This is a genomic window from Mesorhizobium sp. M7A.F.Ca.CA.002.09.1.1, assembly GCF_003998555.1.
Classification (GTDB): domain Bacteria; phylum Pseudomonadota; class Alphaproteobacteria; order Rhizobiales; family Rhizobiaceae; genus Mesorhizobium; species Mesorhizobium ciceri.
In genome coordinates this window covers 1-15153 of record NZ_RZRR01000031.1, presented here as the reverse complement: position 1 = coordinate 15153, position 15153 = coordinate 1, and the positions used below count along the sequence as shown (strand labels likewise).

General features: G+C 64.0%; 14 protein-coding genes. 12 read left to right on the top strand and 2 right to left on the bottom strand.

Annotation, left to right across the window (positions count from 1 at the left end; genetic code table 11):
• The 5 genes from EN994_RS02945 to EN994_RS02925 form a co-directional block, all read left to right on the top strand.
• Positions 1-676 (top strand): ABC transporter permease (locus tag EN994_RS02945; RefSeq protein WP_164745798.1); only part of this gene is annotated, 676 nt, incomplete at its 5' end.
• 2 nt (positions 677-678) lie between these two features.
• Positions 679-1446, top strand: a complete 768-nt coding sequence (locus EN994_RS02940) for an ATP-binding cassette domain-containing protein (protein WP_023810655.1) — start codon at positions 679-681, stop codon at positions 1444-1446.
• 112 nt (positions 1447-1558) lie between these two features.
• Entirely contained in the window at positions 1559-2554 is a 996-nt protein-coding gene (iolG, locus tag EN994_RS02935; protein ID WP_063169773.1) for an inositol 2-dehydrogenase, read from the top strand.
• Positions 2555-2583: 29 nt separating this feature from the next.
• A complete protein-coding gene (locus EN994_RS02930) occupies positions 2584-3378 on the top strand; it encodes an SDR family oxidoreductase (RefSeq protein ID WP_013528365.1) in 795 nt (264 codons plus the stop codon).
• Positions 3379-3895: 517 nt separating this feature from the next.
• Positions 3896-4987, top strand: coding sequence for a 3-deoxy-7-phosphoheptulonate synthase (locus EN994_RS02925; RefSeq protein ID WP_063169772.1), 1092 nt, complete (start codon positions 3896-3898; stop codon positions 4985-4987).
• Positions 4988-5021: 34 nt separating this feature from the next.
• Here the strand turns inward: EN994_RS02925 and EN994_RS02920 are convergent, their stop codons facing one another.
• Complete coding sequence (locus EN994_RS02920; RefSeq protein ID WP_027161048.1) at positions 5022-5657, bottom strand: LysE family translocator; 636 nt, start codon at positions 5655-5657, stop codon at positions 5022-5024.
• A gap of 129 nt (positions 5658-5786) precedes the next feature.
• Between EN994_RS02920 and EN994_RS02915 the strand changes: the two genes are divergently transcribed.
• Complete coding sequence (locus tag EN994_RS02915; protein WP_063169771.1) at positions 5787-6488, top strand: YafY family protein; 702 nt, start codon at positions 5787-5789, stop codon at positions 6486-6488.
• An 11-nt stretch (positions 6489-6499) separates the two neighbouring features.
• Here EN994_RS02915 and EN994_RS02910 read toward each other — a convergent pair whose 3' ends face one another.
• Positions 6500-7609: a Gfo/Idh/MocA family oxidoreductase gene (locus EN994_RS02910; protein WP_013528369.1), complete on the bottom strand. Its 1110-nt coding sequence runs from the start codon at positions 7607-7609 to the stop codon at positions 6500-6502.
• 155 nt (positions 7610-7764) lie between these two features.
• Between EN994_RS02910 and EN994_RS02905 the strand changes: the two genes are divergently transcribed.
• The 6 genes from EN994_RS02905 (at position 7765) to iolB (ending at position 14843) form a co-directional block, all read left to right on the top strand.
• Positions 7765-8610 (top strand): MurR/RpiR family transcriptional regulator, encoded by an 846-nt coding sequence (locus EN994_RS02905; protein ID WP_024502014.1) that lies wholly within the window; start codon positions 7765-7767, stop codon positions 8608-8610.
• Positions 8611-8751: 141 nt separating this feature from the next.
• A complete protein-coding gene (gene iolC, locus EN994_RS02900; protein ID WP_063169770.1) occupies positions 8752-10686 on the top strand; it encodes a 5-dehydro-2-deoxygluconokinase in 1935 nt (644 codons plus the stop codon).
• Positions 10687-10720: 34 nt separating this feature from the next.
• Complete coding sequence (gene iolD / locus EN994_RS02895; RefSeq protein WP_063169769.1) at positions 10721-12571, top strand: 3D-(3,5/4)-trihydroxycyclohexane-1,2-dione acylhydrolase (decyclizing); 1851 nt, start codon at positions 10721-10723, stop codon at positions 12569-12571.
• Positions 12572-12685: 114 nt separating this feature from the next.
• Positions 12686-13603: a myo-inosose-2 dehydratase gene (gene iolE / locus EN994_RS02890; RefSeq protein ID WP_063169768.1), complete on the top strand. Its 918-nt coding sequence runs from the start codon at positions 12686-12688 to the stop codon at positions 13601-13603.
• Positions 13604-13661: 58 nt separating this feature from the next.
• Positions 13662-13880 carry a hypothetical protein gene (locus EN994_RS02885; RefSeq protein WP_027161053.1) on the top strand — a complete coding sequence of 73 codons (219 nt, stop codon included), beginning with the start codon at positions 13662-13664 and terminating at the stop codon, positions 13878-13880.
• A 150-nt stretch (positions 13881-14030) separates the two neighbouring features.
• Positions 14031-14843: a 5-deoxy-glucuronate isomerase gene (iolB, locus tag EN994_RS02880; RefSeq protein ID WP_063169767.1), complete on the top strand. Its 813-nt coding sequence runs from the start codon at positions 14031-14033 to the stop codon at positions 14841-14843.
• The last annotated feature ends 310 nt before the right edge of the window (positions 14844-15153 follow it).

Genomic DNA, 15153 nt, shown 5'->3' with positions numbered 1-15153 from the left:
GCCTGTCATCGTGCCGCTGCTGGTGGCGATCGCCTGCGGCCTCTTCGCCGGCCTGGTCAATGGCGCGCTGATCGCCTACACGCGCATTCCGCCATTCATCGCCACGCTCGGCATGATGGTGACCGCGCGCGGCATCGCCAAATGGTGGTCCAAGGGCCAGCCGATCTCGTTTCCCACCGAGAGTTTCGCCAGCATCGGCAAAGGCCTGATGCCGGTCGTCATCTTCCTGTCGCTGGCCATCCTGTTCCAGCTGATCATGACCTATACGAGGTACGGCAAGCACTGTTACGCGATCGGCTCCAACGAGGACGCCGCGCGCATGTCCGGCATCAAGATCGCCAATCACAAGATCCTGGTCTACGTCATCGCCGGCATTCTCGCCGCGCTCGCCGCCGTGGTGCTGAGCTCCAAGAACCTGACCGCGCAGTCCGGCATGGGCGTGATGTACGAACTCGACGCCATCGCCATGGCGGTCATCGGCGGGGTCTCGCTGTCGGGCGGCCGCGGCTCGATCATCGGCACGGTGATCGGCTCGCTGATCTTCGGCGTCATCATCTCCGGCTTCACCTTCCTGCGCCTCGACGCCTACTACCAGGAGATGGTCAAGGGCGTGATCATCGTCGGTGCGGTGGTTCTCGACCAGTGGCGCCAACGCCTGCGGGCAATGAGGGCATGACCATGTCAGACATCGTCCTGAAGACCGAAAACCTGACCAAGCGCTATGGCGGCGTGCATGCGCTGGAAGGCGCGAACTTCGAGCTGCGCAAGGGCGAGCATGTCGCCATCATGGGCGACAACGGCGCCGGCAAATCGACCTTCGTGCGCCAGATCACCGGCGTCGAGCAGCGCACCAGCGGCCAGATCTGGTTCGACGGCAAGGAAGTGAACTTTGCCGGGCCGATCGAGGCCCGCACGGCGGGCATCGAGACCGTGTTCCAGAATCTGGCGCTGGCCGACGATCTCGACGTGCCGTCGAACCTGTTCCTCGGCCGCGAGAAGGTTTTGTTCAACCTCGGCCCGTTCTCGATCCTCGACCGCAAATACATGCGCAAGGCAACCGAGGCGGCGCTGGTCCGCACGGCGGTGAAGATCCCCAATCTGTCCAACACCATCCGCCACATGTCGGGCGGCCAGCGCCAGTGCGTGGCGATCGCCCGGACGGCGACCTTCGCCTCCAAGCTGATCATCATGGACGAGCCCACCGCCGCCCTTGGCGTGCAGGAGACCGCGCAGGTCGAAAACATCGTGCGTACGCTGAAGGACAATGGCGAGCCGCTGATCCTGATCAGCCACAATATGCGCCAGGTGTTCGATCTCTGCGACCGCATCGTCGTGTTCCGGCGCGGCCGCATCGTCGCCAATCTGCGCAAGGAGAACACCGACGGAAACGATATCGTCTCCTACATCACCGGCGCCAAGACCGGGGAGGCGGAACTCGCGGCCTAAAACAGGATGGTCATCCTGTTTTCTGGCGCGCTCGAAAAATAGCCTTGCCACCTTTCCCCAAAAGCAAGGTGCGGACAACTCTCTCCAACCCATTCCCCCAGAGGAAATACCCATGACCGTTCGCTTCGCTCTCCTCGGTGCCGGCCGCATCGGCAAGGTCCACGCCCGTGCCGTCGGCTCCAATCCGCAGGCCAAACTGGTTGCGGTTGCCGATGCGTTCGAGAAGGCGGCCACCGAACTGGCCAGCGCCTATGGCGCCGAGGTGCGCAGCATCGAGGACATCGAGAAAGCCGGAGATATTGACGCCGTCATCATCTGCACGCCGACCGACACCCATGCCGATCTGATCGAGCGCTTCGCCAAGGCCGGCAAGGCGATCTTCTGCGAGAAGCCGATCGACCTCGACGTCAAGCGCGTCGAGAAATGCCTGGCCGTGGTCGACAAGGCCAAGGCGACGCTGATGGTCGGTTTCAACCGGCGTTTCGACCCGCATTTCGCCGCTGTGCGCAAGGCGATCGACGACGGCGCCATCGGCACCGTCGAGATGGTCACCATCACCTCGCGCGATCCGGGCGCGCCGCCGATCGATTACATCAAGCGCTCGGGCGGCATTTTCCGCGACATGACCATCCATGATTTCGACATGGCGCGCTTCCTGCTCGGCGAGGAACCAGTTGCCGTGAGCGCGCATGCCTCGGTGCTTGTGGACAAGAAGATCGGCGAGGCCGGCGATTTCGACTCGGTCAGCGTCATTCTCGAGACCGCGTCCGGCAAGCAGGCCGTCATCTCCAACTCGCGCCGCGCCACCTATGGCTACGACCAGCGCATCGAGGTGCATGGCTCGAAAGGCATGGTGGCTGCCGAGAACCAGCGGCCGGTGTCGATCGAACTGGCCAATGAGAAGGGCTATACGCGCCCGCCGCTGCACGACTTCTTCATGACCCGCTATCTCGACGCCTATGCCATCGAGATTGCCTCTTTCATCGCCGCCGCGACCTCGGGCAAGAAGGCATCACCCAGCGGCGCCGATGGGCTTATCGCGCTTCGATTGGCGGACGCCGCGCTAAAGTCGGCAACCACCGGCAAGACCGTCCGCCTCGACAAGTAAGAACCGGAACTCAATCCAGGAGCAAAGCGATGAGCGCATCCGCCGATCGCAATTCACAGACACGCGCCATCGTCACCGGCGGCGCGCAAGGCATCGGCTTTGCCGTTGCCGAAGCGTTGGCCGACGAGGGCTGCCGGGCGCTGGCGCTCATCGGCCGCTCGCAGGAGAAGGGCGACAAGGCTGTCGCCCATTTCAAGAAAGCCGGCGTCGATGCGATTTTCATCAGCGCCGATGTGTCAAAAGTGGCGGACTGCAAGCGCGCGGTCGCCACCGCGATCTCGCATTTCGGCACCGTCAACGCGCTGGTCAACGCCGCCGCCACTTCGGCGCGCGGTTCGCTGGTCGAAACCTCCGAAGAGTTGTTCGATACGATTTTCGATACCAATGTGCGCGGCCCGTTCTTCCTGATGCAGGGCGTGGTGGCGCATCTCCTGGAAAAGAAGGCACCCGGCTCGATCGTCAACGTGCTGTCGATGTCGGCGCATACCGGCCAGTCGTTCCTGACGCCCTATTCGACCAGCAAGGGCGCGCTGATGACGCTGACCAAGAATGTCGCCAATGCCTATCGCTACAACCGCATCCGCTGCAATGCGGTGCTGCCCGGCTGGATGGATACGGAAGGCGAGGACATCGTGCAGAAGAAGTGGCACGACGCGCCGGACGACTGGCTGGCGAAGGCCGAAGCGACGCAGCCGATGGGCCAGTTGGTCAAGCCGGACCAGCTTGCCCGTCTGATCAGCTACATGGTCAGCCCGCAGTCCGGTGTCATGACCGGGTCGCTGGTCGACTACGATCAAAGCATTGCGGGGGCGTCACCGGAGTAACGCCGGCGAGTCTCAAACGCCCATCACTTCGTCATCCACGGGCGGTGCAAGGAGCGTAGCGACGCGGCGCAGACCCGAGGATCCATGCCGCGACTTCTGAGCGTTGCTGCGGTGCGGAATTCTGCTCCGCTGCACCATTCGGCCAAAGTCACGGAATGGATCCCAGGGTCTCCGCGACGGAGCTTCGCTCCTGCTCCGCCCAGGGATGACGAAATTTGGGTGCTTCGGCCATCCCGAATTGTCTCCGCATCAGGGCACGTGACAAGTGCCTCCGCATCGACTATATGAGCCTCATGATCAACCTGACCGTCACATATTGGTACTTTAGGAGCTCGCTGGCGGCGGGAGGATTGCGCTCGATCTGAAGATTGCAGCAACAAGATCCGAACAGCCGCCATACCTGGCGGCTTTTTTGTTTTCAGCCGGCAGGTTTCCTCTAAATCAAAGGGGAGCATGATGTCGTCCGAAAACCGCTTCACACTTTTCGGCATCATGCTCTCGACAGGAGCAGAAAGCCGTGTTGACCACCACAGACGACCTCCGGGTCAAGGAAATCCGAGAACTGAGCACACCGGACGAGGTGATGCGGGAGATACCGCGCACTTTGACGGCGACGCGCACCGTCAGCGCATCGCGCAATGCAACCCATGCCATCTTGAACGGGACCGACGACCGGCTGCTCGTCATCGTCGGCCCGTGTTCGATCCACGATCCGGTCGCGGCCGTCGATTACGCCAGCCGTCTCGCGGCGCTGCGCGAGAGCCTGTCGGACCGGCTGGAGATCGTGATGCGGGTCTATTTCGAAAAGCCGCGCACGACGGTCGGCTGGAAAGGCCTGATCAACGATCCCCACCTCGACGGCAGCTTCAACATCGACAAGGGGCTGCGGATGGCACGCAATGTGCTGTCGGCCGTCAACAATCTCGGCCTGCCGGCTGCGACCGAATTCCTCGACATGACCACCCCGCAATACATTGCCGACCTCGTCGCCTGGGGCGCGATCGGCGCGCGCACGACCGAGAGCCAGATCCACCGCGAACTGGCCTCGGGCCTCTCCTGCCCGGTCGGCTTCAAGAACGGCACCGACGGCAATCTGCGCATAGCCGCCGAGGCGGTGAAATCCGCCGCGCAGCCGCATCATTTCATGGCGGTGACCAAGGGCGGGCGCAGCGGCATCGCCACGACCACGGGCAATGAGGACTGCCACGTTATCCTGCGCGGCGGCGTTCAGCCGAACTATGACACGGCGAGCGTCGAAGCCGCCGCTGTGGAACTCGCCCGCATCGGCGTTGCGCCCCGTCTGATGATCGATGTCAGCCACGCCAACTCGGCCAAGAAGCCCGAGAACCAGCCCAAGGTGGCGGCAGATGTCGCCGGCCAGGTCGCGGCAGGCGACGAGCGCATCATCGGCCTGATGATCGAGAGCAATCTCGTCGCCGGCCGGCAGGACGTGGTGCCGGGCAAGCCGCTGGTCTATGGCCAGAGCATCACCGATGGCTGCATCGACTGGGCGACCACCGAGACCGTGCTGCACGGCCTTGCCGGCGCCGTCGAGTGGCGCCGCTCGGCACGCCGCGCCATGATCGACAACCGGCAGGGAGCTGCCTGACAGGGCATAGGGAAGTGGGCGGCGGTGACCGGGATTACGCCGCCCTTAATCCTTCCCATGCCGTGAACACCGATACGGCAAAGAGCAGCAGTCCGGCCGCGCGGCCGGCAAAAATGGTCGCCCGCGGATTGGCGATCAGAAGGTTGCGGCTGCGGCCGGCCGTGATAGCCAGCCCGCCATAGATCGCAGCCTGCGTCACCACGGTCAGCAGCCCCATGACCGTCGCCTGCATCCAGATCGGACCGTAGTCCGGTTTCAGGAACTGCGGGTAGACGGCAAGCACGAACAGGTATGCCTTCGGGTTGATCAGGCAGGTCACAAATCCCTGGCGAAACGCCTTCCATGCGGAACGGCTGCCGGCAGGCCCCTCCTGGCCGACGATGATGGAACTGCGCATCAGCGTGATGCCTATGAAGGCCATGTAGGCGGCGCCGGCAAGCAGCAGCGGCTTGAACAGGATCGGCACGAAATGCATCAGCAGGCCGACGCCGATGGCGCCGTTCAGCGTGTGCACCATGCCGCCGACCATGATGCCGCCGGTCGCGGCAAGGCCTCGGTCGCGGCCGCCGGTCAGTGCATTGGCAAGCACGAAGAGCATATCCATGCCCGGAACGGCGATGATGCCGAACAGCAGGATAAAGAAAAGCCAGAGATTTTCCGCATAGCCCATGTCAGTTGCCTGCCGCCTCGATCCGCCAAACCGCAGCGGAACCTGTTGATTTTCAATTCGATAGGCGCTCCTATAGGTCAGCCCAACTGACGATGGTGTGTCAGTTGTGATGGAAACCGGGCGAGAAAAATGCGCAAGGCGTCGCGCCTGTTCGAGATCATCCAGATCGTGCGGCTGGCGCGGCAGCCGGTGACGGCAGCGACGATCGCCGAGCGGCTGGAGGTGACGGTGCGCTCGATCTATCGCGACATTGCCGCCCTGCAGGCGATGCGCGTGCCGATCGAGGGCGGGCGCGGCATCGGCTACATCCTGCGTCCCGGCTTCGACCTGCCGCCGCTGATGTTCTCGATCGAGGAGATGGAGGCGATCGTCCTGTCGCTGGCGCTGCTGGAGCGCACCGGCGACAGCGAGCTCAAGCAGGCGGCCAAGCGCGTCAGCGCCAAGATCGCCGGCGCGGTGCCGCCGCCCTTGCGCCAGGTATTCGACGCCAATGCGCTGCACGCGTGGGGGTTCGCCGCGCCTTCGACCGGCGCGATCGACCTTGCGCTGGTGCGACGCGCCATCCGCGACGAGGAGAAGCTCGACCTCTCCTATCGAGACGAAATGGGCCGCGCCTCCGAGCGCCTCATCCGCCCGATCGCGCTGATCTACTACGCCGAAACCGCCAACATCGTCGCCTGGTGCGAGCTGCGCCAGGCGATCCGCAATTTCCGCAGCGACCGGATCGCGGATTGCCAGGCGACCGGGTTACGCTTCAAGGGCGAAGGCGACCGCTTGCGGCAGGTCTGGGTGAATGGATGGGAGACGAACGTCGCTGCCACGGCCGTCTGAGCGGGCTTATATCACCGTACGTCCACCCAGCGCTTTTCCTCGAACGAGCGCGCCATCGCGTGCACCGTGCGCTCGATCTCCAGCCCTTCGGCAAACTCGATGAGCCGCGCCGGCTTGCCTTCAAGCCGCGTCAGCAATTCGTGGCACTCGATGATCTTGAGATCGTTGAAGCCGAGGCCATGGCCCGGCGCCGGCACGAAGAGGTCATAGGGCTTGTGGTGCGGCGCCACCAGGATGGTGCGGTAGCCCTGTTCGGTCGGCCGGTCTGATGTGAGATAGAGCTGGAATTCGTTCGATCGTTCCTGGTCGAACAGGATCGACCCTTTAGAGCCGAAGATCTGGACGGCGATGCGGCCCTTGCGGCCCCAGGCTGAGCGGTTGACCAGCAGCGTGCCGGCAATGCCGTTTTCCAGATGCATCAGCACGCTGGCGATGTCGTAGGTCTCCACCGCGCGACGACCGCCGCTGGCCAGCTTGCGATCGGCATAGGGTTTAGCCATGTCGCAGATGACACTGGCGACGCGGCCGAACAGGGCCGAGACCAGAGACAGCGGATGCACGGCGAAATCGTCGAGCGCGCCATAGCCGGAAGCTGCTTCGTGCTTCCAGAAGAACAGCGCTTCGGGGTCGGCCATGAAGTCCTCGTCCATCTCGATGCGCAGATGGTTGACCTCGCCGATGATCTTCTCTTCCAGCAGCGCGCCGATATGGCGGATGGCCGGGCTCTGGATGTAGTTGTAGCCGAGGGCCGCGACCTTGCCGGACTTTTTCGCCGCGGCCGCCATCGCCTCGGCCTCGGCAAAGCTCGGCGCCATCGGCTTTTCGCACCACAGATGCTTGCCTGCTTCGAGGATGGCGACGGCCATTTCCGGGTGGAACTGGTTGGGCGTGGTCAGCGAGACGATGTCGACTTCGGGATCGTTGACGACGGCGCGCCAGTCGCCCGACGCCTTGGCGAAACCGAACTCGCCCGCCTTGCGCCGGGCAAGCTCTTCATTGACCTCGCCGAGATGGACCAGCCGTGGCTTGGCCACGTCGGGAAAGACAGCGCTGACGGCACTCCATGCGATGGCGTGACACTTGCCCATGAAACCCGTACCGATGAGACCGACGCCGACCATTTTCCGTTTCTCCACTGCTTGAAGCGCTGCGTGGATGAATTAGTCCATTTTCTCCTGAAATGGAATGTCTGCCTCATTTTTTATGGTGTTCTTGCGCAGGCTCGCTATGATGAGGCACAGAGGACGCTTCACGCATGAGCCTGGACAGAGCGACGATGGACGAACGGGTACCTCGCGATTTCGAGACGCTGCGCACCACCATCCTGGAGCGACGCGAAAGCCTGCCGAAACGCATCGCCCAGATCGCTGCCCATGCGCTCGACAATCCCGACGATATCGCCTTCGGCACCGCCGCCAGCATCGCCGCTTCGGCGGGCGTGCAGCCTTCGACCCTGATCCGATTTGCCCAGCAGCTTGGCTTCGATGGTTTCACCAGCCTGCAGCAGGTGTTTCGCGAGCGGCTGCGCGAGCGCAACTCATCCTATGACGAAAGGCTGCAGGCGCTGCGCGTCAAGGCTGAGGGAGGCGCCGGCCACCGGGCGATCTTCGACGGCTTCGTCGCCGCCGCCTCAACCTCGCTCAACGACATCTCGCGCACGCTGGACGAAGCGCATCTGGAAGACGCTATTTCCCTGCTGGCAAAGGCGGAAACCATCTATGTGCTGGCCAAGCGGCGCTCCTATCCGGTGGCGTCCTACATCGCCTATGCACTGGGCAAGCTGAAGATCCGCAACCAGCTGATCGAATCGGCGGCCGGGCTGAATGCCGAGATGATCGGCTTCGCCACGCCGGCGGATGCCGTCATCGCCATCTCCTTCTCGCCCTACGCGCCCGCCACGATCGAGGAGGCGCGCAGCATTTCGGAACAGGGCGTGCCGATCGTCGCCATCACCGACAGCTCGTTTTCGCCGCTCGCCCAGTTCGCCAAGGTCTGGTTCGAGGTTGCCGAGGCCGATTTCGCCGGCTTCCGCTCACTGTCGGCGACAATGGCGCTGGCCATGGCACTGACCGTCGGCGTCGGCGAGAAGCGGCGCGACACGGGCAGGAAGCGCAAGGCCTGATCCACCGCCGAAAAGGTACTTTTCACCGAAGGAATGCTCATTCCATATTGACTATGGATTGGAATTATTATTTCATATTCCCGGCGCCACGCTGCCGCTCGCGCGTGTACCCCAACACAACAAGGCCGACGGGAGGTTCCAATGAGCGAAGCCGTGGACGCTGAATACGCGCCGCTCGACGTCATCACCATCGGTCGCGCTTCCGTCGACCTTTACGGCCAGCAGATCGGCTCGCGGCTGGAGGACATCACCTCCTTCGCCAAGTCGGTCGGCGGCTGCCCGGCCAACATCTCGGTCGGCACCGCCAGGCTCGGCCTGCGCTCGGCGCTGCTCACCCGCGTCGGCGACGAGCAGATGGGCCGCTTCATCCGCGAGCAGCTGACGCGTGAAGGCGTCAATGTCGACGGGCTCAAGACCGACAAGGAGCGGCTAACCGCACTGGTGCTGCTGTCGGTCGAGGACGAAGGCGTCTCGCCGATGATCTTCTATCGCTCGGACTGCGCCGACATGGCGCTGGCGCCGGAAGACATCGATGAGGCCTTCATCGCCTCGGCGCGCTCGATCGTCGTCACCGGCACGCATTTTTCCAGGCCTAACAGCGATGCCGCGCAGCGCAAGGCGATCCGCATCATGAAGGCCAAGGGCGGCAAGGTGGTGTTCGACATCGACTACCGGCCGAACCTGTGGGGTCTCGCCGGCCATGCCGAAGGGTTCGAGCGCTATGTAAAATCGGACCGGGTCTCGGCGCAGCTGAAGACGGTGCTGCCCGACTGCGACCTCATCGTCGGCACCGAGGAAGAGATCATGATCGCGTCGGGCGCCGATGATTGCCTGAGCGCCTTGAAGACGATCCGCTCGCTGTCGTCCGCCACCATCGTCCTGAAGCGCGGCGCGATGGGCTGCATCGTCTATGACGGACCGATCAGCGACGATCTCGAGGACGGCGTCGTCGGCAAGGGGTTTCCGATTGAGATCTACAATGTGCTCGGCGCCGGCGACGCCTTCATGTCGGGCTTTCTGCGCGGCTGGCTGGGCGGCGAAGACCATGCGACGGCGGCGACCTGGGCCAATGCCTGCGGCGCCTTCGCCGTGTCGCGGCTGCTCTGCGCGCCGGAATATCCGACCTTCGAGGAGCTGCGGTTCTTCCTCAAGAACGGCAGCAGGCATCTAGCGTTGCGCAAGGACGAGGCGATCAACCACATCCATTGGGCAACGACGCGCCGGCGCGACATTCCCTCGATGATGGCGCTCGCCTGCGACCACCGCGTGCAGCTCGAGGATGTGGCGGCGAAGGCCGGTGCCGATCCCGCACGCATCCAGGATTTCAAGGTGCTGGCGGTCAAGGCGGCGGCGAAGGTTGCCGCCGGCCGCGACGGCTACGGCATGCTGATCGACGAGAAACACGGCCGCAAGGCGATGTTCGAATTCGCCAGGCATTCCTTCGCCTGGCTCGGGCGGCCGGTGGAGCTGCCGGGTTCGCGGCCGCTGCGCTTCGAATTCTCGCAGGACATCGGCTCGCAGCTCACCGAGTGGCCGGTCGACCATTGCATCAAATGCCTGTGCTTCTATCATCCCGACGATCCGGCGGCGCTCAAGGACGAACAGCAGCAGAAGTTGCGCGCGCTGTTCGAAGCGGCGCGGAAGGTCGGCAGGGAACTTCTCATCGAGATCATTGCCGGCAAGCATGGCAAGCTCGACGACACGACGATCCCGCGCGCGCTGGAGGAACTCTATGCGCTCGGCATCAAGCCGGACTGGTGGAAGCTCGAGCCGCAGGCGTCGAGCGGCGCCTGGGCGAAGATCGAGGCCGTGATCCTGAAGCACGACCCCTGGTGCCGCGGCGTCGTGCTGCTGGGCCTGGAAGCGCCGCAGGACGAGCTGGAAGCGGCGTTCGCCGCCACCGCCAAGGCACCCATCGTCAAGGGTTTTGCCGTCGGCCGCACCATCTTCGTCCATGCGGCCGAACAATGGCTGGCCGGCAGGATGTCGGATGACGAGGCGATCGCCGACATGGCGCAGCGCTTCGAACAGTTGACGGATGCGTGGCTTGCCGCGCGCGGCCGCAAGGCGGCATAAGAAGGCGCGGAATAGGACTGCGGAGGAAAACACCATGAGCAAGACAATCCGCCTGACGATGGCGCAGGCGCTGACCCGCTTCCTGTCGCGCCAGATGACTGAGATCGACGGTAGCAAAGTCCCGATCTTCGGCGGCGTCTGGGCGATCTTCGGCCACGGCAATGTCGCCGGCATCGGCGAGGCGCTCTATCAGGTGCGCGACGAACTGCCGACCTTTCGCGCCCACAACGAACAGGCGATGGCGCATGCGGCAATCGCCTACGCCAAGGCCAATTTCCGCCGCCGCTTCATGGCCGCGACCTCTTCGATCGGCCCCGGCGCGCTCAACATGGTGACGGCGGCGGCGCTCGCCCATGTAAACAGGTTGCCCGTCCTGTTTTTGCCAGGCGATGTCTTCGCCAACCGCATCCCCGACCCGGTGCTGCAGCAGGCCGAGGATTTTTCCGACGGCACGGCGACGGTCAACGACTGCTTCCGTCCGGTTTCGCGCTATTTCGACCGCATCACCCGGCCGGAGCAGATCATTCCTGCGCTGAGCCGTGCCATGGCCGTGCTGACCGATCCGGCCGAATGCGGCCCGGTGACGCTGTCGCTCTGCCAGGACGTCCAGGCCGAGGCCTATGACTATCCCGAGAGTTTTTTCGCGGAGCGGGTCTGGCACCAGCGCCGGCCGCGCCCGGATCGCCAGGAACTGGCGGCCGCGGTCGCCGCGCTCAAGGGTGCAAAAAAGCCGTTGGTGATCGCCGGCGGTGGCGTCCTCTATTCGCAGGCGTCGGACGAACTGGCGAAATTCGCCGAGAGCGGCGGCATCCCGGTCTGTGAGACGCAAGGCGGCAAATCCTCGCTGCCGGACAACCACCCGCTCAACATGGCGGCGGTCGGCGTCACCGGCACTTCTGCCGCCAACCGGCTGGCTGAGGAAGCCGATGTCGTGCTGGCCATCGGCACGCGCCTGCAGGATTTCACCACCGGTTCGTGGGCGCTGTTCAAGAATTCGGGCAAGACCATCATCGGACTCAACGTGCAGCCCTTCGATGCCGGCAAGCACCGCGCCCTGCCGCTGGTGGCCGATGCGGCCGAGGGCCTGGCGGAACTCGGTGCTGCGCTGAAGGACTGGAAGGCGCCGGCAAGCTGGACCGACAATGCGTCGTCCGGCAAGAAGGCCTGGGCGGTCGAGGCGGCCAAGGTGACGGCGTCGACCAATGCCGCCTATCCGTCCGATGCGCAGGTGATCGGCGCGGTGCAGCGCGCCATGGGCTCCGGTGTGACGCTGCTGAATGCCTCCGGCGGGTTGCCGGGCGAATTGCACAAGCTTTGGCAGGCGGGCGCGCCCGGCTCGTACCATGGCGAATACGGCTTCTCGACCATGGGCTATGAGATTGCCGGCGGGCTCGGCGCCAAGATGGCGAAGCCCGGCGAGGAGATCGTCGTCATGATCGGCGACGGCTCCTACCTGATGATGAATTCGGAGATCGCCACCTCGGTGATGCTCGGCCTCAAGCTGACCATCGTGCTGCTCGACAACCGCGGTTACGGCTGCATCAACCGGCTGCAGATGGCGACCGGCGGCGCCAACTTCAACAATCTGCTGAAGGACTCGCGCCACGAGGTTCTGCCCGACATCGACTTCGCCGCGCATGCGGCGAGCATGGGGGCGATTGCCGAGAAAGTGCCGTCGATCGCCGGGCTGGAAAACGCGCTGGCACAAGCCAGGAAGAATACGCGCACCACGGTGCTCGTCATCGACACCGGCCCCCTGGTTTCCACCGATGCCGGCGGTCACTGGTGGGATGTGGCGGTGCCGGAAGTGTCAGTGCGGCCGCAGGTCAACGCGGCGCGCAAGGCGTATGATGAAAAGCGGCAGATGCAGACCATCGGCGATTGATATAGGCGCCGAAGCTCCTCCTTCTCCCCGTCTCTACACGGGGAGAAGATGCCGGCAGGCAGATGAGGGGCGGCGCCAACGAGCAAGAAACTGTTTTAGGACCGGAGTGACGACTTGAAAGCCAAACTGGGCATGTCCCCCATTGCGTGGTGGAACGACGATCTTGCGGAGCTCAGCGATGACGTGTCGCTGGAAGAATGTCTGCGCCAGTCGCGCTCGGCCGGCTTCACCGGCATGGAGATGGGCCGGCGTTTTCCCAATGACCCCGAAATCATGCTGCCGATCCTGAAGGCCGCCGACGTCACGCTGTGCGGCGGCTGGTTCTCGGGCACGCTGGTCGATGGGGAGATGGCCGACAACAAGGATCGCATCCAGCCGATGATCGACCTGTTCAAGGCGGTGAACGCGCCTTGCATCGTCTATGGCGAGGTTGGCCGTTCGATCCAGGGCGACCGCTCGAAGCCGCTGGCGACCAAGCCGAAGCTGTCGGACGACGAGATGAAAGCCTATGCGAAGCGCCTGACCGAATTTGGCGAATGGTGCGCCGAACAAGGCATGCCGCTGTCCTACCACCACCATATGGCGGCGGTGGTCGAGACCGAGCCGGAACTCGATGCCTTCATGCGCTATTCCGGAGCCGGCATTCCGCTGCTGCTCGATGCAGGCCATCTGGCATTCGCCGGCGGCGACGTGCTGCGCGCCATCGACAACCACCATACCCGGATCAGCCATGTGCATGTGAAGGACGTCCGCATGGGGGTGATCGAAAAGCTCGACCGCACGAAGCAGTCCTTCCTCGACGCGGTGGCGCTCGGCGCCTTCACCGTGCCGGGCGACGGTTCGCTGGACTTCGGCGCCATCGTGCAGCGCTTCGCCGACCATGGCTATGAGGGCTGGTTCGTGGTCGAGGCCGAGCAGGACCCGAAGAAGAACCCGCCGCTCAGGATGGCGCAAGTGGGCTACAAGGAATTGATGCGCGTCATGACGGCGGCCGGATACACGGTCGAGACGCAAGGCTTTCCAAATGTCTAGTTTCCCAATGGCTGGTGCGACGGGTTCCCGGCGAGGCCGATTGCTGTAGATTGGCCCGATGAAAGATTCCGAACACCCCTTCTTCCGGCCTTTGTGGCGGCGTGTCGCCGTCGTCGCGGTCTGCGTCATCTGGTCGATCATCGAGTTCGCCACCGGCACGCCGTTCTGGGGCATGATCGCGCTCGGCTTCGCCGGCTACGCCGTCTGGCAGTTTTTTTATCTCTACAAGCCTGCTGACGAGGCGAGGCCTCCGGTCGGGCCCGAGCCGAAGGAGTGACTGATCGCATGCGTCGGCGGTTAGCTTCCAGTGCTTCTAACTTCGTCATCCGAGGGTCTCCGCGACGGAGCTTCGCTCCTGCTAGGCCCTAGGATGACGAAGTTAGAGAGGCTTCGGCCGATCTCGAAGATTTCGATAGGAGAGACAAAAATGTCGAAGCTGCTCGTCAAAGCCGACAAGGGCCACGGTCGCGTCGCCCATGTGACGCCGAAAAGCGCGGGCTGGACCTATGTCGGTTTCGACCTGCATCGGCTGAAGCCGGGCGAGAGCGCCTTCGGCAAGACGGAGGATCGCGAAGTCTGCCTGGTGTTCGTCACCGGCAAGGGCAAGGCTTCAGCCGGCGGCAAGGAGCTCGGCCTGCTCGGCGAGCGCATGTCGCCCTTCGAGGGCAAGCCGTGGTCGGTCTACGTGCCTGAGGGTTCGGACTGGTCGGTGACCGCGGACACCGAACTGGAAGTCGCGGTCTGCTCGGCGCCGGGCCTTGGCGGCGGCCTGCCGGTTCGCGTCATCGGACCGGACGATCTCGGCCAGGAGGTGCGCGGCAAGGGCACCAACACGCGCTATGTCACCAACATCCTGCCGGAGGGCAAGCCGGCCGATTCGCTGCTGGTGGTCGAGGTCATCACGCCCGGGGGGCATACGTCGAGCTATCCGCCGCACAAGCACGACCAGGACAATCTGCCCGCTGAATCCTACCTCGAGGAAACTTACTATCACCGCCTCAACCCGCCGCAGGGCTTTGCCTTCCAGCGCGTCTACACCGACGCCGACAAGAACGGCCATCGCGCGCTCGACGAAGCAATGGCGATCGAGGATGGCGATGTCGTGCTGGTACCCAGGGGTTATCACCCCTGCGCCGCCTGCCATGGCTACGACCTCTATTATCTCAACGTCATGGCAGGACCGAAGCGGACGTGGAAGTTCCACAATGCGCCCGAGCATGAATGGCTGATGAAGGCCTGATCGGTCGCTGCGTGAGCACTCGCCCCCTGGTCCAGCACGAAAAAATCGTCGGCTAATGACCCCGCCGCAGCGTTTTGTTACCTGAAAGCCAGCAAGGCTTCGTCAATTCGTCATGGAAATCACCTATGGCAGCGAAGCTGACAAGGACTTTCCATGCGCTACGCCCTCTATTTCACTCCCCGGCAGGACGAGCCACTGGCGCGGATCGCCGCCGACTGGCTGGGCCGCGACCCGTTTGGCGCCGCCACGAGGCCGGTCGAAGCGGTGGCCGACCTGTCGGCGGCGGAAGTGGCTTTCCACACCGCTTCGG

Coding starts and splice junctions, on each gene's coding strand:
- iolG (WP_063169773.1), top strand. CDS start 1,559: ATGACCGTTCGCTTCGCTCTCCTCGGTGCCGGCCGCATCGGCAAGGTC.
- EN994_RS02930 (WP_013528365.1), top strand. CDS start 2,584: ATGAGCGCATCCGCCGATCGCAATTCACAGACACGCGCCATCGTCACC.
- EN994_RS02885 (WP_027161053.1), top strand. CDS start 13,662: ATGAAAGATTCCGAACACCCCTTCTTCCGGCCTTTGTGGCGGCGTGTC.
- iolB (WP_063169767.1), top strand. CDS start 14,031: ATGTCGAAGCTGCTCGTCAAAGCCGACAAGGGCCACGGTCGCGTCGCC.
- EN994_RS02920 (WP_027161048.1), bottom strand. CDS start 5,657: ATGGGCTATGCGGAAAATCTCTGGCTTTTCTTTATCCTGCTGTTCGGC.
- EN994_RS02905 (WP_024502014.1), top strand. CDS start 7,765: ATGGACGAACGGGTACCTCGCGATTTCGAGACGCTGCGCACCACCATC.
- EN994_RS02910 (WP_013528369.1), bottom strand. CDS start 7,609: ATGGTCGGCGTCGGTCTCATCGGTACGGGTTTCATGGGCAAGTGTCAC.
- EN994_RS02915 (WP_063169771.1), top strand. CDS start 5,787: ATGCGCAAGGCGTCGCGCCTGTTCGAGATCATCCAGATCGTGCGGCTG.
- iolC (WP_063169770.1), top strand. CDS start 8,752: ATGAGCGAAGCCGTGGACGCTGAATACGCGCCGCTCGACGTCATCACC.
- EN994_RS02940 (WP_023810655.1), top strand. CDS start 679: ATGTCAGACATCGTCCTGAAGACCGAAAACCTGACCAAGCGCTATGGC.
- iolD (WP_063169769.1), top strand. CDS start 10,721: ATGAGCAAGACAATCCGCCTGACGATGGCGCAGGCGCTGACCCGCTTC.